Source organism: Novipirellula galeiformis (genome assembly GCF_007860095.1).
In the GTDB taxonomy this organism is placed as follows: Bacteria; Planctomycetota; Planctomycetia; order Pirellulales; family Pirellulaceae; genus Novipirellula; species Novipirellula galeiformis.
Map to the genome: position 1 here is coordinate 722106 of NZ_SJPT01000004.1, position 25276 is coordinate 747381.

Below are 25276 nucleotides of genomic sequence, written 5' to 3' on the forward strand. Positions count from 1 at the left end.
AAGGTGGGACATCGACATAAAAGCAAGACAGTACAGCATGATAGTCTATCAAGCTGCACTGCCGCTTGAGATTGCGGGCTCAGCTATCGCTTCTTCTTCGCCGGAACTTGCACTTCGAAATCGAACGTGGAATCTTGGAGTTCGAAATCATGTTGCGAGACGAAAGTCTGAAACATGGGTGCGACGATCGCTTCGCCATCTTGGTCCTTTTCCGCTTTCGTTTCGAAGCCCTCGACCTCGAACCGGTACGCTCCTCCAATCAGTCCCTTGCCAGGCTGCGTCGAGTATTTACCGTCTTTCACATAAGCAATACTCGCTGGCCCACGATTTCCGGCCGCAGTGTCCGGCGTAAACAAGATCTCACCTTCGGGCAATGGCTGCCCCTGAAAGGTAACGTTGCCGGATACATGGTATTTTCCCGGCCCAGCGCCTTCCGACCCGCAACCGACGATCGTGGTTAACGAAGCGACGATCATCATCAGCACGACGGAGTAAGTGGATTTTCGAATCGAATGTTGAATCATAGCTCGAGCCCTCCGATCGGCAGGGCGTCGTTGCGGATTCCGAGTTGGCGATAGAGATCGAGGTCCATCGATTCGCTGATGAAATTTACCGAGGCATCGCCCATCAGCATATGGCAGCCGCCGGGATGATAGCTGCCGAACAGACGCGAGTAGCCGGTCCTTGAATCGGTGCTGCCCACTGGCTTGCTGCCGGTCGGGATGCGGGAATTGATTGACTCATACGATCCCGCCAGGGTGGCGGGATGCGGCATCGTTCCTCCCGAACCAAGACGAATCGACGAGGCCCAGCTGAAGTAGAATGTCGAGTTGGTTCCGGCTTCGGTCAGATGGTACTTTGTTTCGCCGACCAGAAAGGTATTGGTCGTTCCATCGGTGATGTCGCGAAACTTGCTTCTTGAGTTCGCGTACAAGATGCCGTTGACGAAAAAGACGTTTGAGTTGCCACCAAAACAGTTGACGTTACTTGAGCTGCCACCCCCTTGCACGCCGAAGTAGTTCAGATTGTTCACGTCGCCACCCGAAGCAGGATCTGACGGGCATTGATAATTCCCGTTCGAATCATACCACAGCGGACGGTTGGGCGATGAACTTGGGACCTGGCTCGTGAACGAGGCCGATAAAGGGAGGTCAAAGTCGTACTGATCATAACGAGCTCCCTCTTCCATGAACGGCAAAATTAGCACGGTCCAAGGTGCTCCTTGCGTGGCAGCACCGCTGTTGCACCACGTGTCGCCCAATCCCTTGGTCACCTTTTCAGCCACAATACCACCCGGCGGAAAGCTTCGATGGGTATCGTGATAATTGTGTAGCGCAAGTCCAATCTGCTTGAGATGGTTTGAACACTGCATCCGTCGGGCTGCTTCACGAGCAGCTTGAACGGCGGGCAATAGCAAGCCCACCAAAACGCCGATGATCGCGATCACGACCAACAATTCGACCAGCGTAAAACCCTTAACGCGTTTCATTGTCAATTTTATTTTCTTCATGTTCCTATCGATCGATGTCTTAGGTTCTAGGTGCATTCACTTGAGTTGTCTCATGCAACGACACGGAGAGTGGGTGCATTGGCACGACGAGGAGGAGTTAACCACAAGTTTGTGAAGCAGAGATGAAGGGCAGGTTGGGTTCTTATAAGCGTTTGGTGCGGCTATCGTCGGATCCGCTTCGGACGGAGGACGCGGCGGACTTTTGTTTGCATTGGTTTCCATGGCCGGGGCGATCTGATTCGGCTTGGCGCTAAGCGCGGATGTTGGCTGGATGCGTCTGGGCCCACTTGCCTGAGCCCACTTGCCGGGGAGCAAGTCATCGACCTCGACGTTGCCACCCTCGGGTCGATGTAGCACATCGTCCAGCTACGCCCACAAGTCGCGCGGGTGACGATGCGAGATTGGTCGTGATCGTGTACGGCCTCGCTGCGATCGGACCGGTCGCCTCGCTGCCGATGAACCGCCAATTCTTTCAGCCGCTTATCAGCCGACGTCGATCTCGCTCCGTGTCCTTTTTGTGGATCGGCAAGCGACCATCGGACCCGAACACGCGTAGCGGTTGCCATCGGTTCAGCGCCTACGCCGCTCGCTTGGGATCATTTCCTTTGGACGCCTCGAACTTGCGACACTCGAACGTGCGACACTTGTGCGCATGACCACACGAAGCGCTAGTCGGCCCGACACGTGAGGGAACTTCACCGTTGACGCCAAACGCGTCGACCGTCACGTAGCCGTTGAAGTCTTTCCGGAAAGTTCGCCGGGCTGGCACGATCTGGATGCCCGTGCTTGGGCGAGGTTTGATAGTCAAGCACGTTGTAGGGAGCTTGCTCGGGACCCCCGAAACGCGAATCTAGCGATGAACGCTTATCCAACAACCCAACGCGGGCCGGCGGGGCGTCATGTCACCGAAACGCGGCAAAACGCAATCGATCAATGCTTCACCGGGGTGGGTGAAGCGGTTAGCTGAATTCAATTCATCGAATTCAGTTTGCGTTTCAAATCTTTCAGTGCGTTGGTGAGGTCAACGAGGCAGCCAGCAACGGCCTGTTGTTCCGAAAGGAGCAGTCGCTGGTATTCAACGGGCGAACTGCGTTCCAGTTTTGGGTCGGCAATACGAATTCGTTTTTGCTTTCGCGGGTAATCATCACTAAACGATTTGAATGTCGCTGACAGGCTAGCGAACGACGGATGATCATTCAGTAAGCCTTGCAACGATTTGCATTGTATTTCGACACTCTTGTTACCAATCGGCTTGCACTTCAATCGTGACTCTTTTCCGACGATCCAGTAGGGCACGGTCGGGACTAGTTTCGTTGCTTTGATTGCGAGCGACGTCTCTTTGATCGCCTGTTCGATTTTTCTCAAGAGAGGTGATTGTTTGAGTTCGAGCACTCGCAATTGTTTTTCGAAAGAGCGTTTGCCGTTTTTGCTAGGATCGGCCCAGGCGTCAAGCTGTGTTGCCGAAGCCGATTCAATGGCTCGAACCAAATCGATGTCTGCCTTGGGGACGGTTCGTGCTCTGACTAACCGATCCGCCGTTTTCTTGGCTAATGCTTGAGTTTGTTTTAGTGAAGTGGTATGGACCGTAACGTGACGGCTATGGATTCGATTCGCCGCTTCGATCGCCTGCTTCACCGACTCGACCGTCACCAAGTTTCGGTAGCCGGATGCCGACAATTTCACCTGATCGATCGCCTTGTGCTGGCTCTCCAATTTAACCAATAGCCGTTCCAGATCCTGCGCCGTAACCAGGCGGGACTTTTTAGTCTTCCAATGCGGAAGCGTCAGTTCTTTAGGATAAGGAATGGGCATTCAAAAGGAACGATGTGATTAGACAAATTCGGGACCATCCACAAAAAATTAGCGTTTTAGCGGCACGGCTTCATCCGTCCGATACCGCCCCATGGAGGCTTGCGTCCTGCCGCTACACCATCCATTTGATAACTTATATGTGGGGTCCCTGAAACGCAGGAACAAGTTGCCGCCGCAGTTAATACGGAGTCGATTTAGGAAAAGTCATAAGCGAATTCTTCGGCTGCGACTGAAATATGAACCTTGCTGATCGGCTTCGCTTGGATCATTCGTTTTAAGAACTCTTGACTGATCGCGGGCAGCAGCGTGTTGGTTAAAATCGCATCAATCATCCGGCCACCACTTTCGAGTTCGGTACATCGGCTAGCAATCAAACGGATGACGTCATCGTCGTAGGTGAGTGGAACGCGGTGATTGGTTTGCACCCGTTTTTGAATCCGTCCCAGTTGCAAGCGAGTGATTGCACCAATCATCTCGTCACTCAATGGGTAGTAAGGAATGACAACCAATCGCCCCAGTAAGGCAGGAGGAAAGACCTTCAAGAGTGGCTCACGAAGTGCCTTGGCGATCCCTTCGGGGCCAGGCATTAGATCGGGATCCGCGCACAAGTTCATGATCAGTTCCGTGCCGGCGTTGGTCGTCAACAGGATTAATGTGTTCTTGAAATCGATTTTGCGACCTTCGCCATCTTCCATCCAACCTTTATCGAAAACTTGGAAGAAAATCTCGTGAACGTCGGGGTGGGCTTTTTCGACCTCATCCAACAAGACAACACTATAGGGCCGTCGGCGGACTGCTTCGGTCAAAATACCACCTTCGCCGTAGCCGACGTATCCCGGAGGCGCCCCTTTAAGCGTGCTGACCGTGTGGGCTTCTTGGAATTCACTCATGTTGATGGTAATGACGTTTTGCTCACCACCATAAAGTGCCTCGGCCAGCGCTAACGCCGTTTCGGTTTTACCCACACCGGAAGTCCCGGCGAGCATGAAGACACCAATCGGCTTCTGCGGGTTATCCATCCCTGCGCGGGAGGTCTGGATCCGGCTGGAGATCATTTCGAGTGCATGCCGTTGACCAATAATTCGTTGTTCAAGGTTATCCGCCAAGTTGAGCACGGTCTCCAACTCGTTCTTGACCATCCGGCCGACGGGAATCCCGGTCCAGTCTTGGACCACACAGCCCACCGCTTGCTGATCAACGGTGGGAAGAATCAGCGGACTTTCACCTTGCAAGTCTGCCAGCTCCTGCTGCGCGGCACGCAAGGCATTGCGTGTTTGTTCGACGTCAAACGGTTCCTGGGGTTCCGTTTCACCCACCTCGGTTTCAGCGGGCGTCTGCTTTTTCGCATCGGCCTTCTCGGTTGGCGGCTGAGCTTCGGCGGAGGCGTCGGTCGGAAGGGGAAGATCGACTTTTCCGGTGTGGGCTCGCAGTTGAGATCGCAGTTCCAAAATCTGATCCACCAACGTCTTTTCGGCTTCCCATCTTTGCTCAAGGATTTCGAGGCGTTTGTGTTCCTGTTCCAGCAGTGAAGTGGTCACCGCCTCGCGCTGCTCGGTGTCGACGCCGACGGTACGTTCTCGCTCGATGATCTGCATTTCGGTTTCCAATGCAGCGATCCGTTTTCGGCAGTCATCGACTTCGGCAGGAACCGCGTGTTGACTGATTGCGACTCGAGCACAGGCGGTATCGAGAAGACTGACTGCCTTGTCCGGTAACTGCCTCGCTGGAATGTAACGATGCGACAATTCGACGGCGGCCTCGATCGCCTCGTCAAGCAATTGCACCCGATGGTGGGCTTCGAGCGTGGAAGCTAGACCACGCATCATCAGAATGGCCTTTTTCTCGGACGGTTCCGCGATTTGGACCGTTTGGAAACGCCGCGTCAAAGCGGGGTCCTTTTCGATATGCTTTTTGTATTCGGCCCAGGTCGTAGCGGCGACGGTACGAAGTTCTCCGCGAGCAAGTGCGGGCTTGAGTAAGTTAGCGGCATCGCCCGTGCCAGCCGCACCGCCGGCACCGACGAGCGTATGCGCTTCGTCAATAAACAGAATGATCGGTTTTTCGGATGCTTGGACTTCTTCGATAACTTGGCGAAGACGATTTTCGAACTCACCCTTCATGCTTGCGCCGGCTTGCAACAATCCCACGTCGAGCATCAACAATCGCACTTCTTTGAGTTGTGGCGGCACGTCGCCAGCAGCGATTCGCAGGGCAAAGCCCTCGACCACCGCAGTTTTACCCACGCCAGCTTCTCCGGTCAGGATCGGGTTATTTTGGCGACGCCGCATCAGAATGTCGACAATTTGGCGGATCTCTTCATCGCGTCCGACGATAGGATCGATCTTGCCATCCAACGCACGCTGGGTCAAATCGACTGCATACTGCGATAACGCCTCTTGCTTGCCCATTTGCGGGGACGACATTGCGCCGCTCGATTCGCCCGGGGATGCGCCTCCACCGACGCCTTTGGAGTCGCTCGCCGCCAATTCCTCCTCAGGCGATTTGCGAACAATCTCGCGAAACTTCTCCGTCAGTTCATCGATTTTGACTTTCTTGAACTCGCCCGAAATGCCGTACAAAACGTTTGCCAGCGTCTTGGTTTTCAGGATCCCAATGACCAGAAATCCCGTGCGAACCTGAGCTTGGTCGAACATCAATGTTCCATAGACCCATCCGCGTTCGACCGCTTCTTCGATATGCGGCGAGAGGTCCGAAATCGAACTCGCTCCACGCGGTAAACGATCCAACGATTCGACAAGATCCTTGGCAACCCGTGCTGGATCAAGCTCGAAATGCCGAAGGATTTCATGCAAATCCGAACCGGAATGCTGAAGCAATTGATGAAACCAATGCACTAATTCGACATACGGATTGCCACGAAGCTTACAGAAGGTGGTGGCACCTTCGATCGCTTTGTATCCAAGTGAATTCAATTTGCCAAACAAGGCGACGCGGCTAATTTCACTCATTATTTCTTAATCGTTGGGGGTGAAGACGGCAGCAACGGAATCGGCATCCGCCGCTCCGCTAGTCAAGAAGGAGGTCCAACCGAGTTGCCCCTGTTGGCCGAGTTGTATTTGCGGAATCGACTCCCGCTTTAGTTTCAGTTGTATGTCCCAGAGCAATTCATCACCGACGTAATTGCGAACCAGGGCGATCAATCGTTTTAGTCCAGCCTGGCCAGGCAGGAGTCGACAGAATTGGTCGAGTTCGACGGGCCCAAAGACCACTCGGAATTTAGATTGCGTATCCCAAATACGGTCTCCGCACAGTGCGGATTGCCCGAGGGTCGTGGATTCGGCAAAGCCGCCCAAATGAGTACGGCAATCGGCCGGCAGACTCATCCAGTGACCTGAAAATTGTTGGATTTCACAAGGCATGTGAAAGAACGCCGCGAGCATTGCCTGCAATCCTTCGGCATTTCGAGGTTGGCTCGCGATTCGACCGGCAAAGGAAAGCTTAGCGTGATCAGAGACCGCGTCGCGGTTACGAAACGAATCGGTCCCATGGCCAATCATCGAGCCAACGTAGGCGGAAAATCGATCGGTGTCCGCCCGATCCATATGCACGGTCGGTTGGCCCGTCGCCCAAGCCCGATAGAACAGCGAGAGTAGACGATGATGGAACAAGTCCATGAATTGCGAAAACGTGTCGTCGTGATGCCGCCGCATTCGGTCTCGAGCGTACTCGGTCAGGTGCAGTGGCAACGGGGCATTGGGACCAAACATTCCCAAAAAACGACTTCGCAAGACATAGCGTTCCCCATCCGGCGTCAGCTCACAGGCTTGCAGGTTGGCGGGGGCAAAGTCCAAGCCGGGCGTTTGACCCAAACGCAGCGGTTCGTCGCAGGCGCGCTTAGATAACCCGGTCGGCGGACGGTCATGATGAATGCAATCGAGTCGGCGCAGCGTAAGTTGAAATCCGAAACGGTAGGGCGTAGCACGAATTTCATCGTAGAGACTTACATCAACGGCCTTGTTCCGATTTTCGCTGGCCATCGTTTGATTTCTCCTCGTGTGGTGCTATGGAAAACGGTCTCGGCAAACGAGTTCATGGTGACATACTTGGCAAAAAACTCCTTCAAGACGCTGGCTAATAAAAACGGGCCGCTGCCATCGAATGCGGATTCGTCCATTTGTAAATCAATCTTCAATCCACGGGCGAATGTCGTCGGGCCAGGCAACGGGACTCGCCGTACAACCCGTTCGGACCGAATCGATCGTACACCTTCGACTTGGCGTTGCATGACCGTATCATGGGGCACCACAAACAGCTTCAAGAGATCACGAATGGCCATGGCACCTCGGCCGTCCGGCAAGTCCGACAATGACAAATAGTTGAGTGTCAAGCTACTGACTAATTGCCATAGCAAGTTCCCTGATTCATGAGAGCGAGAGGGCACGGGGCGACTCGGCCCCGCGACACAAATCACACTTGAAACCGGCGCACCGATCGTCAGACTAAAATCGGTTTCACCCACCCCGAGAGGCATTTGCAATGGCAAGTCACGGTTGGTGCAAAGCGTTTGGACTCGCAGCTGTCTTAGGTCGTGCCGATACGGCGATTGGTCCGCGTCGACAAGCGAGAGAAAAACATCATCGCCTAAGTAACTCGATCTTGATCCGAGGCGTCTTTCTCGCGACGATAACAATCGGGGACGACGACGGGTCGTAAAGTAGGAAGCCGCAGAGGATGGCGACTCGTCCTCCACGTCGAACGAGGCATAGAAGGGGTGAAAGTCTTGCCCCTCGCGGTCTTGAGCACCGTACCCCGTCACCTTTTCGACTGAGAAAACCTCGTAGTCCAGTGACCGTGTTCGATCGGGAACGACATGATGTTCATGATCATGGTCGTTCAGATGAATTCGATCGGTCACTTTGGGAAACAGGTTGATTGCGGGAGTGCAAAAGAGAGCGAAATTCGAGGCGCTGATCCGTCCGTCCAACCCTTCGGTTGACCGATTCAGCGTAAAGATGACCTCGATGACATCTTCTTCGGCCGTGCGCAACGCATCACGTAATCCTTGAAGCATCACGAACATGAATCGCTGCGGAAAGGCAAAGTATTCCTGCAGCAATCGATAGCCCTGGAACGAGGGTGCCGAGACAGGCAACAAGGCTTCGGCGGGCTGGAAACCATGGGCGGTGACGCTGCCCGGATGAAGCACACGTTGCCAAGCCGGTTTGGGGCCGGCCGGACGAATCACGACGGCTTGCGTTTGCGAGAGGATTTGTTCGTAAAGAACCATCGGCAAATGCTCGCTGCCCGTGATGAAAATCGGCAGCTCATCGATGGCGAGTTTTTGAAAGGGAATGCCGGGCGTTTTCAACGTCAACCGAATGCTGGCTTTGACGTCGCGCAGTTGCGAAGGAAGGTCAATCGCGGCAGCGGAACGGGAAAAATAGCCCGCCTCGGTTAACTCGATCGGCCACAACGTCGTCTCATGGGCGGTACGGTATTCACAAGCGGTTTGGTCCCCGCGCCCGAGCAACCCGCGCAGTGACGTTTGCCGAGGAATGACATGCCCCTCCCTTAGCGAGGCTTGCTGCATGTCAGGTTGCAAACGCACCATCGTCATCGAAGGCAGCGGTGCCAAGTAGTTTGGATAGACGACATCGAGAAGATGCCCCGTCAAATCCGCGTGTTCGGCATCCAACTTCAATTGGATCCGCGAGGTCAGAAACGCGAAGCCTTCTAACAGACGTTCAACGTAGGGGTCCGCGCACTCGAATTCATCAAGAGAGAGCCGACCGGCAACCTTGGGGTATTGCTTCGCGAACTCCGCACCCATCTCGCGAAGATGTTGCAGTTCGGTGTTGTAGTAGCTCAGCAGTCTGGGATCCATCCTAGCTCACTCCTCGATCACATGAATCACGCCGCTCTCAAGATCCACATCGGTCCGCAAAAATAGCGAAAGTGGCAACGGCTGTGCAAACAGTTGCCCCCGGATCTCGAATCGTAATGAGTTATTGGACTGGACGTCGTCGTCGTACTGAATCAGAATTTGAAGCGTGTCTGCGATGATTCTCGGCTCGAAGCTAAGAATCGCTTGATGAATTTGACTTTGCAATTGCTTCAGATCGACCGTGGATCCCGCTTTACCTGACAAGGCGGGCCGTCCGAAATTCAGCACGGACGACTGTATTTCGGGGTAGCGTCCAAAGTCCACCGGTGAGCAAAGGTTCTCGGTATTGAGAAGCCATTCCAAATCACGCAGCACACATTGCTTCAAGCGATCGACCGACAGGACGCGGTCGTCCCGCGATTCGGATCGTTTCTGCGGTTCGTTGTCGGTTAATCGATCGAGCAGGGATGGTTGCAACCGCTCGCGGTTGGTTAAATCAGCCATCGCCATCAACTCCGCTGGACGCCGGTTGCGTGTCATCCACCGCGAACACGATTTCACGTAAATCCAGCAACCCAAATTCAGATTGATCGGTTGTCAGGAGTCGTTGTCCGCGTCCCGATTCGAAACCGTTTTTATCCGAGATCCACTCGGTGCGACGCGCTAATCGGATCGCATCGTCGTCGCTTGCTTCAGATCCTTGGTAGCGAGTCGGGATGAAACCCAGTTGCTGACCACCGCCGACCCAGGTGAATTGGGTCGGCAACCAGACCATATCGCGAAGGTCCGTTGGCGGCTCAATCCGCATCGATTCCATGTGATTGATTGGAACCCAGTAATAGCGTCCATCTAGCATGCATTCGAGGATCGGGCCCAAGGACAAGTCGGCATCGGCCAACCAGGCAAATTCAGCCGATTCGCGTTGTTCCTCGCTGCCTTTTCCCGAAGCTCGAAATTCAAGTCGTCCCGAGGTCGTTGGGGCGGCGTCAAAGGCCTTCGCTCGCAATTCCTCTGCAACATCCGACTGACCTTGTGACTGCATCGACTGCGCTTGGATCATCCAAGCAACCCAAGGCTCCGGTTCGCCAAGCACAAGCGGGGTTCGCTTGCCTGCGAAAATTTCTTCGCGCAATCGCTCGCATTGGATCGCCGCGGTATAGGCGGTGACCATCAATTCAGCAGCCGGATCGAGTTGACCACACAACTGCAGTTGGGTCATCGCCTTTTGCCACTCTCCGTTGACCGCTAACAGCTGAAACAAGAAGATTCGCAGACTTGCGTTTTGAGGTTCCGCTCGAATTTCTGCCTTCAATTCCAACAGAGCTTGCCCAAGGTCGCCTCGCTGCAAGGCTTCAGCTGCGGACATAGTATTTCCTTCTTCCGTTGCGGTAGGATTTGAGTGAGATAAGACGGACGCGCAGGAAAACCGAGCGGTGGTTTTTGCTGACTCTTTGGAGCCATTTCGACACAAGTCGGCTGAGCGTCTGTCGGATGGTAGCAACGCCCCATCCGACGTGAAAAAAGACGACTTCGCTAACTTAGCGCCATGGGACCGTTAGCGTATCGGTCCGTTAACGCATCAGGATGAAGACTTGTATTCGAACAACCGGGGAATGCCCGATCATTTATCGCCGCGTTGCTTGAACGTGTAATCCCAGGGCGCACCCAACTGGTTGTTGCTACCTTCCAGCGATGCATCCCAACCCTTGTTACCGACACGTTCATAGGTCAAACCATCCGACGTTCGATGATACTCAATGGCAACTTTCTCGTACTCGAAGGACACGGTTTCGGTAGTGGCGGTGGAGCTCAAATTGAGTTTCCAATCCACCACAAACGTATCCTCGAACCGAAGCATCAAGAACGGGTAATTCGCAGCCCCATTCTTCGCAGTCTCCACCATCTGTATTTCGACCGATGCAATCGCCTCGCCTTTCATCCCTTGAAACATCAAATCCGACGTCGATTGATCGACGACTTTCGTGATTTGAAGTGCCTGTAGGTCGGCAAGGCCACGACTGGCATCCGTTGAACTGGAATTGCCTGGCCGCTTGTTCTGCACCCCATATTCGACAGACCTGGCTTCGAACCAGTTCTTGTCGTATCCGGGGATGCGACAGCGGCCTTTCACGTCGCGAACGCGTACAAGGATGATCAACCCTTTGGTACCTCAAACTTAGGTGTGTCCCACGAGTTGTTGACGACTTGGTCCCAACCCGCTGTGCCTTCGGTCTTCGAAGCGTATTTGCCGTTGACCTTGGTGTAGGCGTAATACTGCATCGCGATCTTCTGGTACCACAACGTTACCGTTTCGGTCGGCCGACCGTCCTCGGCACCATTGATGCTCCAAGTCTTAATGAAGCATGGCTCCAATTTGAACATCAGGTAAGGGAACACGGCTTGCTTGGAATCACTGCTGTCTTTGGTCTGGACGAAGTGAACCTCTGCCGATGGAAGTGGACCGCCCGAAATCGAATGATGCATCAATTTGATCGAACCACGGTCGGTCGTCTTTTCAAACGAGCATTCTTGCAGATCGCCAACGCCAATCGTGATGTCGTCGGTACCAGCCTTGGCACTGTCGGTTGTTTCCCGCACCACGCCAAAGTTAAAACTGTCAACGGCAAACCAATCTTTGTCTTTGTAACCTGGGATTTGTGAATCGCCCTTGATACCGTCGATGTGAATCAAAATCATCTGTGAACCTGCCTTCTAATGCTTATGAACGAGTGAGTGAAACGGAGTTGATACTAACAAGAGGCAATTGCCCCCGTGGGTATGACGCAATGCTTAGGATTTTCCAGAAGGAAGTTTCGAAACCAGACGCAACGAGACCGTCAGTCCTTCCAATTGGTAGTGCGGCTTGAGATAGAACTTGGAACTGTAGTAGCCCGGGTTGCTCGGATCCTCTTCCACAATGACTTCCGCTTCGGCCAACGGACGCATCGCCTTTGCCGCTTCGGTGCAAGTATCGGGATTGGGTTCAATGAATTGGCCGATCCATTCGTTGAGCCAAGCCTGCATCGCGTCACGGGTCATCGAAGAACCGATTTTGTCGCGGACCATGCACTTCAGGTAATGGGCAAATCGGCAGGTCGCAAACAGGTACGGAAGCCGTGCCGCCAAGTTGGCATTGGCCGTCGCATCGGGATCGTCGTACTCCGTCGGTTTCTGTAACGATTGAGCACCAATGAATGCTGCGAAGTCCGAATTTTTGCGATGAATCAACGGCATGAAGCCGTTCTTCGCCAATTCTGCCTCGCGACGGTCACTGATCGCAATCTCCGTGGGGCACTTCATGTCCACGCCACCATCATCGGTCGGGAAACTGTGGCAGGGCAAGTTCTCGACTGCTCCGCCGGTTTCGACACCGCGAATCTGAGTCGTCCAGCCATACAACGAGAAGGCACGATTGATGTTCGTCGCCATCGCGTAAGCCGCATTGGACCACGTGTAGCGACGATGATCGGCGTCGGCGACGTCTTCCTCGAACGCAAACTCATCCACCGGGTCGGTCTTGGCACCGTAGGGCAACCGTGCCAGGTAGCGAGGCATGCACAAGCCGATGTAACGTGAATCTTCGGATTCACGCAAGCTTCGCCAGCTGGCGTACTCGGGGGTTTCAAAGATTTTGGTCAGGTCACGCGGATTGCTGAGCTCTTGCCAGGAATCGAACTGCATCGTTTCGGGCGCGACACCGGTGATGAACGGTGCGTGAGCGGCAGCCGCGATCTGTTGCATCTCGGTCAGCAAAGCGACATCGGGTGCCGAGTGGTCGAAGTGGTAATCTCCGACCAAGCAACCGTACGGTTGACCGCCAAACTGGCCAAATTCTTCCTCGTAAATTTTCTTGAAGATCGGGCTTTGATCCCAGGCGGTTCCTTTGAACTTCTTGAGTGTTTTGGCCAAATCCTTTTTGGAAATGTTCATCACTCGAATCTTCAGCATTTCGCTGGTTTCGGTATTGTTAACCAAGTGATGAAGACCACGCCAAGCGCTTTCGAGCTTCTGGAACTCTTCGTTGTGCAACACCTCGTTAATCTGTTCGGTCAGCTTGCGATCGATTTCCGCGATCATGCTTTCGATCGAGGCAAGGGCATCGCCGGAGATCAGGTTGGCACCTTGGAGGGCTTGTGCAGCCAAGGTTTGCACGGCCCCTTGAATCGCACGGCTGGTTTCGTCCGATTTTGGGCGAAACTCTTTCTTCAGCAGTGACTCAAAAGCACTGGTTTCCAGTGTGGATGACTGTGCCGCTTGGGCCGCATCTTGAGAAGCATCCGATGACATGGCATGGTTCCTATTGATTGGTAAAATTTGTTTCTGTTGTTAGCCGATAGGCTTAGGAGTGTCTGAATTCCGCCCGATCATTCCGCAGCGGGTTCGTCGTCCCCAGCAGGTTTCGCCTGGGCCGACAATGTCTTCAGCAATTCAGGGTCTTCGAGAACTTTGGCGATCAGTTCCTCGGCACCTGCTTTTCCATCCATGTAGGTGATCAAATTCGAGAGTTCGGTCCGTGTATCGAGCAACTTTTTCAACGGCTCGACTTTTCGAGCGATCGCGCCTGGCGAGAAGTCGTCCATCGATTCGAACGTGATGTCAACGCTTAAATTGCCTTCGCCGGTCAGGGTGTTGGGCACTCGGAATGCGGCTCGTGGCTTCATGGCTTTGAGACGATCGTCAAAATTATCAACGTCGATCTCCAGCATTTTTCGATCGGCCACTGGAGCAAGTTTCTCCGACGGATTGCCCGATAGATCGGCCAACACGCCCATCACGAAGGGCAGTTGGACTTTTTTCTCGGCACCATAAACCTCGACGTCGTATTCAATTTGGACACGAGGAGCTCGATTGCGGGCGATGAATTTTTGTGAACTGGCTTTGGCCATGTCATGTTTCCCAAAAAGCTAAAAAGGTTGGAGTCGATAAAAAGTCGTGGTTTCAGTAGGTTTGCACGTGTGGAGCTAACTGAAGAAGTCATCCGCATCGGTCTCGTCATCCGTTCCCGATGAATCAGCGTCGGGAAAATCGGCTTCGTACGAGTCACTCGCGTCGAAGTGGGTGGCGGTGTCGCCGACGGACGAACCAGCGTCGCTAGCGACGATGCCCCCAATTTCGTGGGCGCGAGAGAGACCCTCGGGGATCAAGTCTTGGAGAATCTCGATGAACGATTTGGTCGCCAAACGCTTGGCCCGTACCAGCAACAGCGGGAGCGGGCTCGACGGTTCGTAGCGCTGGTAGTAGACCAAAATTTTGTCGATCGCCGAAATCACCTCCTCGCGTGAGCTGATCACATTGTTGATGGGGGCCGACCCCCGAGCCGGACGTGAGCCTGGCGTGTTGCCCCGGGGCTCGGTGTCGGAGGCAAATTCAGCTTCGGTTTCGGACGCTTCGTGATTGTCTGCATCCGCGTCGTCGTCTTGGTCGAGCAAGCCCGCCGCTTGATCGCCGCCACGATCATTCCACCAACGGTCGAGTTGGTTTCCAATTCGTTTCAGCAGGTCCCGCAGCGGTTTTAGACTCGGCGCCCGACTGACGCCAACTTGACTTGTAATGAATGTTTCAATTGCCGCACATGCCTGCAATGCGTCAGCAACGGCAGTGCGACGGTCCGCGATTTGGTCCAGTTCGCAGTTGTTGATAATGGCTTGGATTTCAGAGCTAGCCTGTTGCGGATCCTCTTCCCCCGCCTCGGGTTTGATGTCGGCCCAACATACGGCGCCGAGCATCGGAACCGACAACAGCGGTGCCTGCTCGATCGGTCGTAACATCGTCGCAGCCGTCGTCAACGCCATGATCGTGTTGACGCGGGCGGTGGGATCAAGGTCGTCGTCCTCGTCGAGTTCGGGGTACAACGTTTCCCAAAATGCCTCGGTTAGAAGCTGGGTTAGCTGCAACGCGGTACTCAATCCAGCAAAGCTCTCATTGCGAAGCGCTGCCTGGCATAAACAAACACAAACCCGCAGGTCTTTACTGCGTTCGAGTAAGGTGATCGCATTGCGTTGCACCAACTTCCAATCCGGCTCCTCTCCCTCGACAACCGCATCCCCCATGATCTGGTCTGGTTTGCCAGCTGCGGCCTGTTCCATTTCCACGAACAGCGTGTCGTACTCAAGATCCTCCCCCGAGGGAAGATCGGCAGAAACGGGTGACTGCAAAGTTTCCAGGTCTATCGAAGCCATATGCAAACAAGTCACAGCGCGGACAAAGGATGATAAAAAAAACGGAGAACGGCATGATCACTAAGGCGACTGCCCTCGTGGATCTGACACGAATGCCAGAGATTGGTTGATATTTTTAGTGAGTGAACCTAAGTTCGAATCTTAGGAAACTGTCAAAGTAGTGCAGATCGGATATCGGGATTCCGGAGCTAATTCCCAAGTCGGTGATTCCGAAATCACCTCCGCGGTCCCAAGCGAAACGAACCCCAGGGTGCAATGCCATGGCGGATTCGCCATCGACGGGCAACGACGTGAGCATGCCCGTTTTTTGACCCGTTAAAAAGTTGAGGCTGGTCAACTCCAGGGTTGGGATGACAGCCGATGACAGGGTCTCGTACCACACGGAACTGACCCCAAAGCCATAGGTGAGCACATCGCCTGAGTACAGCGGATCGCCCCCGAGTGGAATTCGGTATTCGAGCTCGCCGTGCCAATAAGTCCAACAACTCTGTTGCCAACGCATCAGAACGCCAGGCTCCATCGACACATGGCCGGTTCCGGCACCAATCGCGGAATTGCCAGTCGGCGTATGGACGCGCATTAATTGAGTGATTTGCCAACGTTTGCCGTCGAACAGCTTTAGCTTTTGCGTGATTCGAATGTCGCCTACACCGGTGTGCCCCCCACCGAACTCGGCGTCAAATGCACGTACCGAAAATTCGGTTTGGACCGAGGCTGAATCACCACCGACTTCAAACATGAATGCGAATTCTTGCGTATCAATGGCCCCTTGGTACCCAGGCCCTTTTAACGGCGATGCCCACAGATATTCGCTGCGATCGGGGAAATCGTTGCCATAGTTAAAGTCCGTGCGGATGCGGTATTGATGGAGCGGTTGGGTCTTGTCGAGCACCAATGGCGCGTTGGGAACCAAAATCGATCCTAGCCCAGCATCCACTCGCTGGCGCGTCGACCGAATGCGGTTAACCGATCTTTGGACCCCGTGGATCATGCGGTCCATGGCGGCTTCGCCCCGCGAGGGACTCAATAGGGAGTCGTTTGCCCTTTCGCCGGCGGTCAGCGGATCCTCAACGTGTGAATAGATACTGTTGTTACCATACAGCACGCTTTCGCCATCGTGGATCGTGCCAAAGCCTTCGCCGATTCCGTCGGATTCCAAAATCGACGGTGGCAATTCTTCGATTGGATGAGCCAAATCGCTAGGGGAGGAGATCATCTGCCCTCGCGCACCGGCTGGAATGTAGCTGCTTGATGGCGAAGCGTTCGATCGACTCGCAAGTGAAAAAGGGTCTCGCGAAACTTCGCGAATGACACCTGATGGGGAGGCTGCGATCCGATGATTCTCGATCGCTTGTTGATCTTCGGGCGTGCGCGATAGAAACATGGATCGCGAGGGCATCGTCCGTTGCCCTGCATCGGACGAGCGTCCCGCATTCGCATTGGAATAACCTGAGGTGGCGGTTCGTCCAGTCCCCGATTCCAGTTGGACATTCGGCTGCAGACGCAATTCATCCTTAACATGCCCCGCCAACTGTGGCATTCCAACGATCACTCGCGTGGCTGGCGCCGCTGTGGCCGGCGCTGATGTGGCCGGCGCTGATGTGGCTGGATTGACCCGTTTCGGTTCGCCTTGCCCAGTCGCCTTCGATGGGGTAGTCGCCTTCGATGGGGAAGTCGCCGCCGATGAGGCAGTCTCCGCCGAGGTCGGGATGACGGTAGACTCCGGCCACGAGATCAGCCCCGACTCGAACCGTGCTGTATCAATCAGACCATCGCGTTTTTCGCCTAACTGGATCTCGCCTGGATCGAAGTTGCTCGGTTCACTGAGCCCCGACTCAAACCGTTCCGAGCCAAACAAGTTCACTTGAGAGGGTTCGGCGGATATCGACGAAGGCGTTGTCAAAAGAACATGAGTAACAGCACACACCCAAGCCATCGCAATCGAATCGATGCGATACCGGTTGGTTGGCTTGCGGCGTATCATAAATTGCATTGGATTGCGGTTCAAACGTACAGTAGGTGTTCGCTCCGGCCCTGCGGTGAACGATGGGTTTCAGGGGGAAGTGTCGGGGGCTTCATGGAAAGGGAGGTCAGGAACCACAAGCTAAAACGCCCGTAGGCGCGATTCGCATTCTTGGTTCCTGGCACCCTTTCCGATCAAAAAGCTTAGGTTAGGTTTAGGGTTAGGCGAAATAATGACGGGTTTATGTCTCCCCGTGCGATGTGCGACCCGGAGGGTTGTACCAGTGGTATCGGCAATGAGTTCCTCCACGTCGTAGCAATTCCCTCCCCGATGAGGCAATTTCAAACATCTTCACAAGCTGCGAATTCCCTTGACGGGTCGTCTTGCCAAAAATTTTGGGTTTACTGTCAGCTTTCGACCACGAAAGGACTTCCTTGAATTGGGGCCGGTGCGGTCCTGCTGGGATCACTCTGGGTATAAATTGAACGCAGTCTTCTACATTGAACGCAGTCATCAATAATCCACGTAATGCCAGCGACGAGGACCCCTCGAGTATTGGTGTCGATAAACCGGACCCGTTGGATCCTGCGATTGGCTTGGATCCTGCGATTGGCTCAGCGACGCTTGATTCGGGGGGGCTCTCACGTTCAAGTTTGCTCACGTTAGCCATCGTGGGCATCGTTTTATGCTTGATCTCCCCCTTATTGTTTGTCTCTTTGCTTGCGGATGACGTAACAACCCAGGCGGCTGCCAGGGCCCGTGAAGCGGCGGTGGGAATTGGCGTGATCTTGCGTGCAACTGCACGTCGCGTGATTCAATTCGGAGCCCGCGGGGCGATGCGTACCGCTGCATCCACCGTCATGCGAGCAGTTGCACGAACATTAACGCGGCGGTTAACTCGCGTGGTTTTGCATTCGGCTGCCGGGGCCGCGTCGCGTCACCTGCTTGCAGGTGCGGTCGCAAAAGAGGAGATCGTTTCACACCAGAAATCGATCCTGTCGCTAGTGATTGGCGTGATCGGCTTGGGATTTTCGTTTATCGGCAGCGTTTATTTAGCCAGCAATGCCTCCCAGGCATCGCTTTCGGATCAATTTGGATCGTCATGGATGACGATGATCGCACTTTCCTCCTTGCCGTTGTTGGTTTATGCGGCCTTGATTCACTTTGCCGGTCGCGTTCACGGTGCGACGACCCGCTTTGCGACGGAGGTCGACGGAATCCTGCTGCAGGGCTACTTCACCGGAGCCGGTTCGTTCCTACCGATGTTGACGGATATGGTTATTTATGGAACGCCGAAGCAGCGAGGCCAGGTCGCTTTTACCGCCCTGTCACTACTGTATGCGTGTCACCTTGTGTTGTTGTTGATCTCCACGGCTACCGGTAGTCCCATGGCATTGTTTACTTCGAGCATGTTTTTGATTTACGCGTTCATCTATTGTTTTCCGATTCGTCCAATGGAAGGTCATGCGATTTGGCATCAGAGCCGACCGCAATGGTGTCTTATCTTTTTTCCAATTCTCGGCTCGTTCTTGTTCGCCCTGCCGAGTTCTTTGTTGGACATAATTTGATGTCGTCTTCTCCCTCGCCGGAAAGACCGCCGAGATATCGTTTGAACGTCGCTGGACTTCGGATCACGTTGTTGCTGGTGATTTTAGGCTGGACGTTTGCGTACAACATGCTGATCAAGGGCCAGCATCCGGTTCGAGCGTTCTTTAAAATCTTGGACACGATCAGTGACGACTTTGTCGGCGGGTCGGCCGTGGCGTTAGCCGTTGGATGTGGCATCGTGATCGTGTTTTCGGTAACCAAGCTTTACACGCAGGTGATCGCCCACGTCTATTCCTTTCGAATACTCGAAGACCTCGTTTACGACGAACTGTTCCAGAAACGCTATCGCAGATTCTTTTCAAGGTTGATGCGGATCGACGAGCAACCGACCCCTGACACTGTCTTTCCTACTCGGATTAGTTCTCTCGTCTTAGCGTTGTGTTTGCTCTACACGCTGAGTTGGGTTTACGTCTTGTTGTTCAGCGAAGCCTTGTACTTCGTCTGCTGGAGTGCCGGCGTCCGATTGCCGCTGCGGGATCCCCAGAGCTTGCTGTTGGTGCCGATGTTGGCCATGGCGATCCCTTTTTCAGCACGGGTGATGGCCTACATTCGCTATCCGTATGCCCAAGACTACGCGGACTTTATGCCCGGAGCCTTGTTTGTCCTGTTGTTGGTCGGTGCGATGGGCAAATTGTATGGATCTTCGGATCACGTGTTTTTTCTAGTTCAAGTGTTTGAAAATCGCGAGTTCCTGCAATCGTTTTTGCGGAACGGCGCGTTTCTAGCATTCATTCCCTTGTTTTTCGAAGCAGCTTACTGGTTCACCGACATGCAGCGCTGGGAAACGGCTCAAGACGAGCTGGATTCAAAACCTGAACAACTAAATTCGGAGGAGAGTGTTTGATGCGATTTGAATGTAATTTTGGCACCTTGGGTGGCGGCAAGTCGGTGGCTCGCAGCGGAGACGGAAGTCGTTTTCGTATTGCGTTGTTGGGCGATTTTTCGGGACGCGCAATGACCGGTCGACTCGAGACTGGCGATGATCTTGCTACGCGTAAACCGATTCGCGTGGATGTCGATAATTTGGATGACATCATCGAGCGGATGGGCATCTCGGTGCGGTTACCCATGGGCTCCGATTCAGAATCGATCGAATTGGAAATCGAGTCGATGGACGATTTCCATCCCGACGAATTGGTCGATAAAGTGGAGGTTTTCGACGAATTGAAATCGCTCCGACAACGGTTGCTGCATGATCGCACCGCGAAAGCGGCAGCGGAGGAAGTGCGTCAGTGGGTCGACGAAGCGGACTTGGTATCGCTGCGGAGTCGCCAACGAAAGGCAAAGCGAAAGAGTGGAAGTCGCGGGAGTACCGTTCCGGTCGGAGGCAAATTGAGTGACTTTGCCCGTTTGACCGGAAAACCCATCGCCGCGGATGATTCCGACATCGATGTCGAAGAGCTCGTCAAGCAATTGATCGCTCCTTACGTCCAAGCCGACGCGGATCCCGATCAAGAGGCGCTCGTTGCGGCTGTGGACAACAGTTTGTCGGGCACCATGCGGTCGCTGCTGCATCAAGCGGATTTTCAGGCGATGGAGTCGATTTGGCGCGGTGTCGATCTTCTGACTCGGCGGTTGGAAACGGACAGCTCGCTGCAGTTAGTGCTGTATGATGTTTCGGCCGAAGAGCTCGCGGCTGACTTAAGCGAGGTCGATTCCCTCGAAGATTCAGGGCTGTACAAGTTGCTGGTTGAGCAACCGGCGATGGACGCGTCGCAAGGGTCGCTGGCGGCGATTCTGGGGCACTATGTCTTTGATGAAACTCCACCCCACGCCGAGTTGCTTGGCCGGATTGCCAAGATCGCTGCAGCAGCCGAGGCACCCTTCGTGACCTCGATTAGTAAGCACGTTCTGGATCGAAAGAAAGGCGAAGAGCCGCACCCGCTGGTCGCCGAAGCTTGGTCGACATTGAAGGAGATTCCGGAATCCAAATACTTGGCCCTGACGGTGCCCCAGTTTCTGTTGCGTTTGCCTTACGGAAAGAAAAGTGATCCGGTCGATGCCTTCGCGTTTGAGGAATTCACAGCGCAATCGGGAGTCTCCGGAATGCTGTGGGGCAACGGCGTTTTGTTGTTCGGGTTGATGCTTGGGCAAACGTATTCTGCCCAGGGACTGAAAAAAATGCAGATCGGATCGATCATGTCGTTCGATGACATGCCGTTTTACTACTGTAACGATGCCGATGGTGATCAGATCGCGCTGCCCTGTACCGACCGATTGCTATCCCAACGGATGGCGCATGCCGTGATCGATGCCGGCTATATCCCGGTGCTCTCGATTCAGGGCCAACCGGTGGTGCGATTGGGGAGTACCCGCAGCGTGGCAGGAGTCGAATTGGCGGGCGTTTGGCCTGAGAGCGCGGAGGCGTCGAAAATGCAGGCGGAAGATCGCCAACGGGCCTCCGAGCGAGAGGCCGAATTGCGGTCCACCGTCAAGCCGCGTGTTACCCAGGACGGAGAGGAATTTCGCGACGACCTGATGCATGCAATGAAGGATGACACGTTTGACGACGAAGATGACGAAGACGAAGAAGATGACGACGATGAGGATGGCTATGGCGGTGACGAAAGCGAGGACGACGATGGCGATTCCGACGCGAGCGACGATTCCGATGACGATTTGGACGCGTTGTTAGCTAGCTTGAGCGATGATTCGGATTCCGACGATGATTCCGATTCCGATTCGGACGAGGACGCCTCAGCGGACGATGATGATGAAATGGATCCGGAGTTAGCCGCGTTGTTAGCTGATTTGTAGGGACGGACAAGGATTCAATGTCTGTCAGGTGTTGCTAGCGACCTGCCTTATCTTAATAGGGCAGCGCCCCCCATTAAGGGCGTTGCCCTACTTTGCCGTACCGACTTCATTGCTGTAACGACTTCATTGTCTGGGAAAAATCATGCGTGATAAGTTAGACGGACTGAGCGATTGGTTAGTGAAGATGAGTCGTGTCCCTGGACTTGGTTTTCTAGAAGGGCACGCGGAATCCTTGACTGGCCTGAAGCATACCGTCGAAGGGCACATCAGCACCTTTGAAGCGCACAAACAGGGCGTTGAGGAGGGAGCCGAATCGATTAGAGATTTGGCCCGCCGAAAGAAAGGCGGAACCGAGACGGCGAAGACCACGGAAGCTTCCGAGAGCGGCTCATCCGGGGGGGGCAAGCGGGCGAACCGTAGCAAGCCGGTGTCCAAGAAAACACCGTCAAAATTGGCAAGCGGTTCATCCTCGACGTCTGACACGCCTCGCTCGGGAAAAAGCAAGGAAGCCCAAGAGAAGCAAAAATTGGCGATGCGGTTGCTGAAGCGAAGACGGTAGACTCGCTTTTCGTTGTGTCTCGTGATCAACACGACGACCTTTCCTCCCGATGACCTCGATCCAACCACTCACGAGAATCAACCTTGGCGACTGGCTTTGAACTCACGACGGCACTCGGCCCTGACAAGCTATTCTTCGGTCGAATGGTGGGGCGTGAGTCGCTCGGCGAACCCTACCGTTATGAATTTCATTTGCTAGGTAATGCAACCGACGTCGACTTCGATGACTTGGTGGGGACCCACTTGTCGATGAAAATGGATTTTGGTGCCTCCGATCCCCGATACTTCAGTGGAGTGATCACGCGAATCTCTCATGCCGGATCGGTCCGCTCCCATGATCATTACGTGGCCATTGTTCGCCCTCAGTTTTGGTTGCTCAAACAGTCAGCAGATTGCCGAATTTTTCAAGACGAAACCATCGCGGACGTGATCAAGACGGTTTTGAAAGAAAATGGGGTCACGCTTTGCGATGAACTCAAAGAAACGTACCAACCGGTTGCGTATTGTGTTCAGTACCGAGAATCTAATTTCGCCTTCGTCAGCCGGTTGATGGAACAGGTCGGCATCTCGTACTTTTTCAAACACTCCGATTCAGGTCATGAGATGGTGTTGGTCGATGGGACCGGTTCCCACTCTGCGATTGACGGGGAAGCGACAATTCCCTTCCATCGCATTGGAACAAGTGGACAGCATCTGGCTCATATCTGGGATTTCCAACCTGGCCGGGCCGCGACCTCCGGTAGTTTTGTTACGACCGACTACGACTTCGAAAAGCCGAGAGCGGACCTGGAGACGAAAGCGCTGTACGAGGGAGCTTACGATTTAGAGCAGGGCGAGGTCTATGATTATCCGGGCAAGTACACCGAAGCGGCGGACGGCGAAGCATATACCAAGGTCCAATTGCAGGCGCGTCAGGTCGCCGACAGCGTCGGCACCGGCGAAGGCAATGTACTGGGGTTGGCTGCGGGTGGTTTATTTACGCTCGAGAAGTTTCCACGCAAAGCCGACAACATTGAATACCTGTTAACGGAAACGGACCTGCGGATCGAAGGGTTCGATTTCGAGGATCCTGGTGACCGTCGCTACACGAGTGACGAGGATTTTGAACGGGCGTTTCGCATTCGCTTCAAAGCGATCCCTGGCGATGTCACGTTTCGCAATCTACCGCGCACGCCCCGGCCGATGATGGGGGGCCCTCAAACTGCGGTGGTGGTCGGGAAGAGTGGCGAAGAGATTTGGACGGACAAATACGGACGAATCAAGGTTCAATTTCACTGGGACCGACTCGGGGAAAAGGACGAAAACACCACCTGTTGGATGCGCGTCGCACAAGCTTGGGCCGGGTCGGGATGGGGCAGCATCTTCATTCCACGAATTGGCCAGGAAGTGATTGTTCAGTTTCTCGAAGGCGACGTGGATCAACCAATCGTGATCGGCAGCCTTTACAACGCTGACCAGATGCCGCCGTATTCGTTGCCGGACAACCAGACGCAAAGCGGAATCAAAACTCGCAGTACGAAAGCGGGGACCAACGAAACGTTTAACGAGCTGCGTTTTGAGGACAAGAAGGACGAGGAGCAGATCTACCTGCATGCCGAAACCGATTTTCACCGCGTTGTCGAAAACAACGATACGTTGGAGGTCGGGCTTAGCAAAGGAGAGAAAAGCGGCGAGGGGAATCAGACGATCGACATCTACAACGATCGCACCATCACGCTCGAAAAGGGCAATGATTCCTTGACGATCAAAGAAGGGGATCGAACCACCGAGATTAAAAAGGGCGACCTCACCCTCACCGTCTCCGAGGGCGAGCGTACGGAGACGATCGAAAACAACGACGCGTTGACAATCAAATCAGGGAATCACTCGATTGATGTCGACTCCGGCACGAGCAAGATCACCGCAGCGCGGTCGATCAAACTTGTCGTCGGTGGCAGTAGCATCGAAATTACGTCATCCGGGATCACCCTAAAGGCACCCAAAATCGAAATCAAAGGTGACACGAAAGTGGATGTCAGCTCGGCGATGACCACGGTGAAAGCTTCGGGCATCATGACCGTTAAGGGCAGTGTCGTTAAAATTAATTAGGCGGTCATGGTTTATGATGAAAGTTACTCTCAGCGTTGTCGCTGGCCAGCACCGAGGTCAGCGGATGGTTGCCCAGCACGGATTGGTCACGCGGTTCGGGCAAACCGAATGGGCTGATTTCAGCTTCCCCCTGGATAGCTCGATGGCGGAGTTCCACTTTGCCCTGGACTGTCGAGAGAAGCGATGCGTATTGCAAAGTCTGGGGGCAGCCCCGACGTGGGTGAACGCCGCGGAAGTTAGCCAGCAATTACTGATGCCGGGCGATGCGATCCGCGCCGGGGAGACCGAGTTCATTGTCTCGATTGAAGGGATGGATGAAAGTTTATTGGCCGCTGCGGATGATGACGAATCGGGCGATCGTGGATCGACCGACCCGGTTGCCGCCATCGCGATCGGAATGACCGCGGTCGAAGTTTGTATGCGATTAGAATTGGAAGACGATGCGCCGCGATTGGCCAGAGATTGCTCCAGTTCCTTGGAGTTGATGCAGCTTCTGGCCGCTGCAGGCGACTACCGTCAAGCGCTGCGCGTTCGCGCATTCACGCTGGGTCGACGCCCTGGTATCGCATGGGGTTGCCACCTCGTTCAAGAAACGTTCCAGGATCGCATCAGCGATATTCAGCAGGCGGGCTTGGCCGCTGCCGTTGCCTGGACGCATTCGCCGGTTCAAGAAAATTCGCTGCATGCCGAAGCGGCTGCACAACGTGCCGATTATGAGGGGCCAGGGGGGATGTTGGCCGCGGCTGCATTTTGGAGCGGCGACAATATCGCCCCGGCGACGTCGCCTCAACCGGTGAAGCCCGATGATGCTTTGGCGAGTCACGCAGTCGCCGCGGCACTCGCGATCGCGATTTATCATCATCGCACGCCGCCTATCGAGGAACAGTTCAAGCACTACACGATGGTCGCCGCAGCCATCGAGTCGGGTGAGTTGAAACTTTACGACACTTGACCGA

20 protein-coding genes are annotated in these 25276 nt (G+C 54.4%); 6 read left to right on the forward strand and 14 right to left on the reverse strand.

Going from position 1 to position 25276, the window contains the following annotated elements; translation table 11 throughout:
• Positions 1-83: 83 nt before the first annotated feature.
• The 14 genes from Pla52o_RS13600 to Pla52o_RS13665 all read right to left on the reverse strand — a co-directional run bounded on the left by Pla52o_RS13600 (position 84) and on the right by Pla52o_RS13665 (position 17339).
• Positions 84-524 carry a hypothetical protein gene (locus Pla52o_RS13600; RefSeq protein WP_146595133.1) on the reverse strand — a complete coding sequence of 147 codons (441 nt, stop codon included), beginning with the start codon at positions 522-524 and terminating at the stop codon, positions 84-86.
• Positions 521-1489 (reverse strand): DUF1559 domain-containing protein, encoded by a 969-nt coding sequence (locus Pla52o_RS13605; RefSeq protein ID WP_197169223.1) that lies wholly within the window; start codon positions 1487-1489, stop codon positions 521-523. The genes Pla52o_RS13600 and Pla52o_RS13605 overlap by 4 nt, the downstream gene beginning before the upstream one ends.
• A 990-nt stretch (positions 1490-2479) precedes the next feature.
• A complete protein-coding gene (locus Pla52o_RS13610; protein WP_146595135.1) occupies positions 2480-3322 on the reverse strand; it encodes a hypothetical protein in 843 nt (280 codons plus the stop codon).
• A gap of 194 nt (positions 3323-3516) precedes the next feature.
• A complete protein-coding gene (tssH, locus tag Pla52o_RS13615) occupies positions 3517-6291 on the reverse strand; it encodes a type VI secretion system ATPase TssH (protein ID WP_146595136.1) in 2775 nt (924 codons plus the stop codon).
• A 6-nt stretch (positions 6292-6297) separates the two neighbouring features.
• The gene (gene tssG, locus Pla52o_RS13620; RefSeq protein WP_146595137.1) at positions 6298-7320 is read right to left on the reverse strand and encodes a type VI secretion system baseplate subunit TssG; all 1023 of its coding nucleotides are present in this window, start codon (positions 7318-7320) and stop codon (positions 6298-6300) included.
• Complete coding sequence (gene tssF / locus Pla52o_RS13625; RefSeq protein WP_146595138.1) at positions 7284-9167, reverse strand: type VI secretion system baseplate subunit TssF; 1884 nt, start codon at positions 9165-9167, stop codon at positions 7284-7286. The genes tssG and tssF overlap by 37 nt, the downstream gene beginning before the upstream one ends.
• 6 nt (positions 9168-9173) lie before the next feature.
• The gene (gene tssE / locus Pla52o_RS13630) at positions 9174-9671 is read right to left on the reverse strand and encodes a type VI secretion system baseplate subunit TssE (protein WP_146595139.1); all 498 of its coding nucleotides are present in this window, start codon (positions 9669-9671) and stop codon (positions 9174-9176) included.
• Positions 9664-10533 (reverse strand): type VI secretion system accessory protein TagJ, encoded by an 870-nt coding sequence (locus tag Pla52o_RS13635; protein WP_146595140.1) that lies wholly within the window; start codon positions 10531-10533, stop codon positions 9664-9666. Before Pla52o_RS13635 ends, tssE begins: the two co-directional genes overlap by 8 nt.
• A gap of 255 nt (positions 10534-10788) precedes the next feature.
• Positions 10789-11325, reverse strand: a complete 537-nt coding sequence (locus Pla52o_RS13640; RefSeq protein WP_146595141.1) for an Hcp family type VI secretion system effector — start codon at positions 11323-11325, stop codon at positions 10789-10791.
• Positions 11322-11864, reverse strand: a complete 543-nt coding sequence (locus Pla52o_RS13645; RefSeq protein WP_146595142.1) for an Hcp family type VI secretion system effector — start codon at positions 11862-11864, stop codon at positions 11322-11324. The genes Pla52o_RS13640 and Pla52o_RS13645 overlap by 4 nt, the downstream gene beginning before the upstream one ends.
• Positions 11865-11957: 93 nt before the next feature.
• On the reverse strand, positions 11958-13454 hold the full coding sequence (gene tssC / locus Pla52o_RS13650) for a type VI secretion system contractile sheath large subunit (RefSeq protein ID WP_146595143.1): 1497 nt from the start codon (positions 13452-13454) through the stop codon (positions 11958-11960).
• 77 nt (positions 13455-13531) lie between these two features.
• Positions 13532-14053, reverse strand: a complete 522-nt coding sequence (tssB, locus tag Pla52o_RS13655) for a type VI secretion system contractile sheath small subunit (RefSeq protein WP_146595144.1) — start codon at positions 14051-14053, stop codon at positions 13532-13534.
• Between the two features lie 75 nt (positions 14054-14128).
• A complete protein-coding gene (tssA, locus tag Pla52o_RS13660; RefSeq protein WP_146595145.1) occupies positions 14129-15346 on the reverse strand; it encodes a type VI secretion system protein TssA in 1218 nt (405 codons plus the stop codon).
• A gap of 115 nt (positions 15347-15461) precedes the next feature.
• Positions 15462-17339, reverse strand: a complete 1878-nt coding sequence (locus Pla52o_RS13665; RefSeq protein WP_146595146.1) for a hypothetical protein — start codon at positions 17337-17339, stop codon at positions 15462-15464.
• A 470-nt stretch (positions 17340-17809) separates the two neighbouring features.
• Here Pla52o_RS13665 and Pla52o_RS13670 point away from each other — a divergent pair, with 470 nt between their 5' ends.
• The 6 genes from Pla52o_RS13670 to Pla52o_RS13695 all read left to right on the forward strand — a co-directional run bounded on the left by Pla52o_RS13670 (position 17810) and on the right by Pla52o_RS13695 (position 25272).
• Positions 17810-18877, forward strand: coding sequence for a hypothetical protein (locus Pla52o_RS13670; RefSeq protein ID WP_146595147.1), 1068 nt, complete (start codon positions 17810-17812; stop codon positions 18875-18877).
• Positions 18877-19761, forward strand: a complete 885-nt coding sequence (locus Pla52o_RS13675) for a hypothetical protein (protein ID WP_146595148.1) — start codon at positions 18877-18879, stop codon at positions 19759-19761. Before Pla52o_RS13670 ends, Pla52o_RS13675 begins: the two co-directional genes overlap by 1 nt.
• Positions 19761-21674, forward strand: coding sequence for a type VI secretion system contractile sheath domain-containing protein (locus Pla52o_RS13680; protein WP_146595149.1), 1914 nt, complete (start codon positions 19761-19763; stop codon positions 21672-21674). Before Pla52o_RS13675 ends, Pla52o_RS13680 begins: the two co-directional genes overlap by 1 nt.
• Before the next feature lie 142 nt (positions 21675-21816).
• Positions 21817-22233: a hypothetical protein gene (locus tag Pla52o_RS13685; RefSeq protein ID WP_146595150.1), complete on the forward strand. Its 417-nt coding sequence runs from the start codon at positions 21817-21819 to the stop codon at positions 22231-22233.
• 83 nt (positions 22234-22316) lie between these two features.
• Positions 22317-24320, forward strand: a complete 2004-nt coding sequence (locus tag Pla52o_RS13690) for a type VI secretion system Vgr family protein (protein WP_146595151.1) — start codon at positions 22317-22319, stop codon at positions 24318-24320.
• A gap of 13 nt (positions 24321-24333) precedes the next feature.
• Complete coding sequence (locus tag Pla52o_RS13695) at positions 24334-25272, forward strand: FHA domain-containing protein (protein ID WP_146595152.1); 939 nt, start codon at positions 24334-24336, stop codon at positions 25270-25272.
• The last annotated feature ends 4 nt before the right edge of the window (positions 25273-25276 follow it).

What these genes read in the sequence shown, in the direction of transcription:
- tssC (WP_146595143.1), bottom strand. Translation starts at nt 13,454, where the DNA reads ATGTCATCGGATGCTTCTCAAGATGCGGCCCAAGCGGCACAGTCATCC.
- tssE (WP_146595139.1), bottom strand. Translation starts at nt 9,671, where the DNA reads ATGGCTGATTTAACCAACCGCGAGCGGTTGCAACCATCCCTGCTCGAT.
- Pla52o_RS13685 (WP_146595150.1), top strand. Translation starts at nt 21,817, where the DNA reads ATGCGTGATAAGTTAGACGGACTGAGCGATTGGTTAGTGAAGATGAGT.
- Pla52o_RS13665 (WP_146595146.1), bottom strand. Translation starts at nt 17,339, where the DNA reads ATGCAATTTATGATACGCCGCAAGCCAACCAACCGGTATCGCATCGAT.
- Pla52o_RS13645 (WP_146595142.1), bottom strand. Translation starts at nt 11,864, where the DNA reads ATGATTTTGATTCACATCGACGGTATCAAGGGCGATTCACAAATCCCA.
- Pla52o_RS13695 (WP_146595152.1), top strand. Translation starts at nt 24,334, where the DNA reads ATGATGAAAGTTACTCTCAGCGTTGTCGCTGGCCAGCACCGAGGTCAG.
- tssF (WP_146595138.1), bottom strand. Translation starts at nt 9,167, where the DNA reads ATGGATCCCAGACTGCTGAGCTACTACAACACCGAACTGCAACATCTT.
- tssG (WP_146595137.1), bottom strand. Translation starts at nt 7,320, where the DNA reads ATGGCCAGCGAAAATCGGAACAAGGCCGTTGATGTAAGTCTCTACGAT.
- tssH (WP_146595136.1), bottom strand. Translation starts at nt 6,291, where the DNA reads ATGAGTGAAATTAGCCGCGTCGCCTTGTTTGGCAAATTGAATTCACTT.
- tssA (WP_146595145.1), bottom strand. Translation starts at nt 15,346, where the DNA reads ATGGCTTCGATAGACCTGGAAACTTTGCAGTCACCCGTTTCTGCCGAT.
- Pla52o_RS13610 (WP_146595135.1), bottom strand. Translation starts at nt 3,322, where the DNA reads ATGCCCATTCCTTATCCTAAAGAACTGACGCTTCCGCATTGGAAGACT.
- Pla52o_RS13605 (WP_197169223.1), bottom strand. Translation starts at nt 1,489, where the DNA reads ATGAAACGCGTTAAGGGTTTTACGCTGGTCGAATTGTTGGTCGTGATC.
- Pla52o_RS13600 (WP_146595133.1), bottom strand. Translation starts at nt 524, where the DNA reads ATGATTCAACATTCGATTCGAAAATCCACTTACTCCGTCGTGCTGATG.
- tssB (WP_146595144.1), bottom strand. Translation starts at nt 14,053, where the DNA reads ATGGCCAAAGCCAGTTCACAAAAATTCATCGCCCGCAATCGAGCTCCT.
- Pla52o_RS13675 (WP_146595148.1), top strand. Translation starts at nt 18,877, where the DNA reads ATGTCGTCTTCTCCCTCGCCGGAAAGACCGCCGAGATATCGTTTGAAC.
- Pla52o_RS13680 (WP_146595149.1), top strand. Translation starts at nt 19,761, where the DNA reads ATGCGATTTGAATGTAATTTTGGCACCTTGGGTGGCGGCAAGTCGGTG.
- Pla52o_RS13635 (WP_146595140.1), bottom strand. Translation starts at nt 10,533, where the DNA reads ATGTCCGCAGCTGAAGCCTTGCAGCGAGGCGACCTTGGGCAAGCTCTG.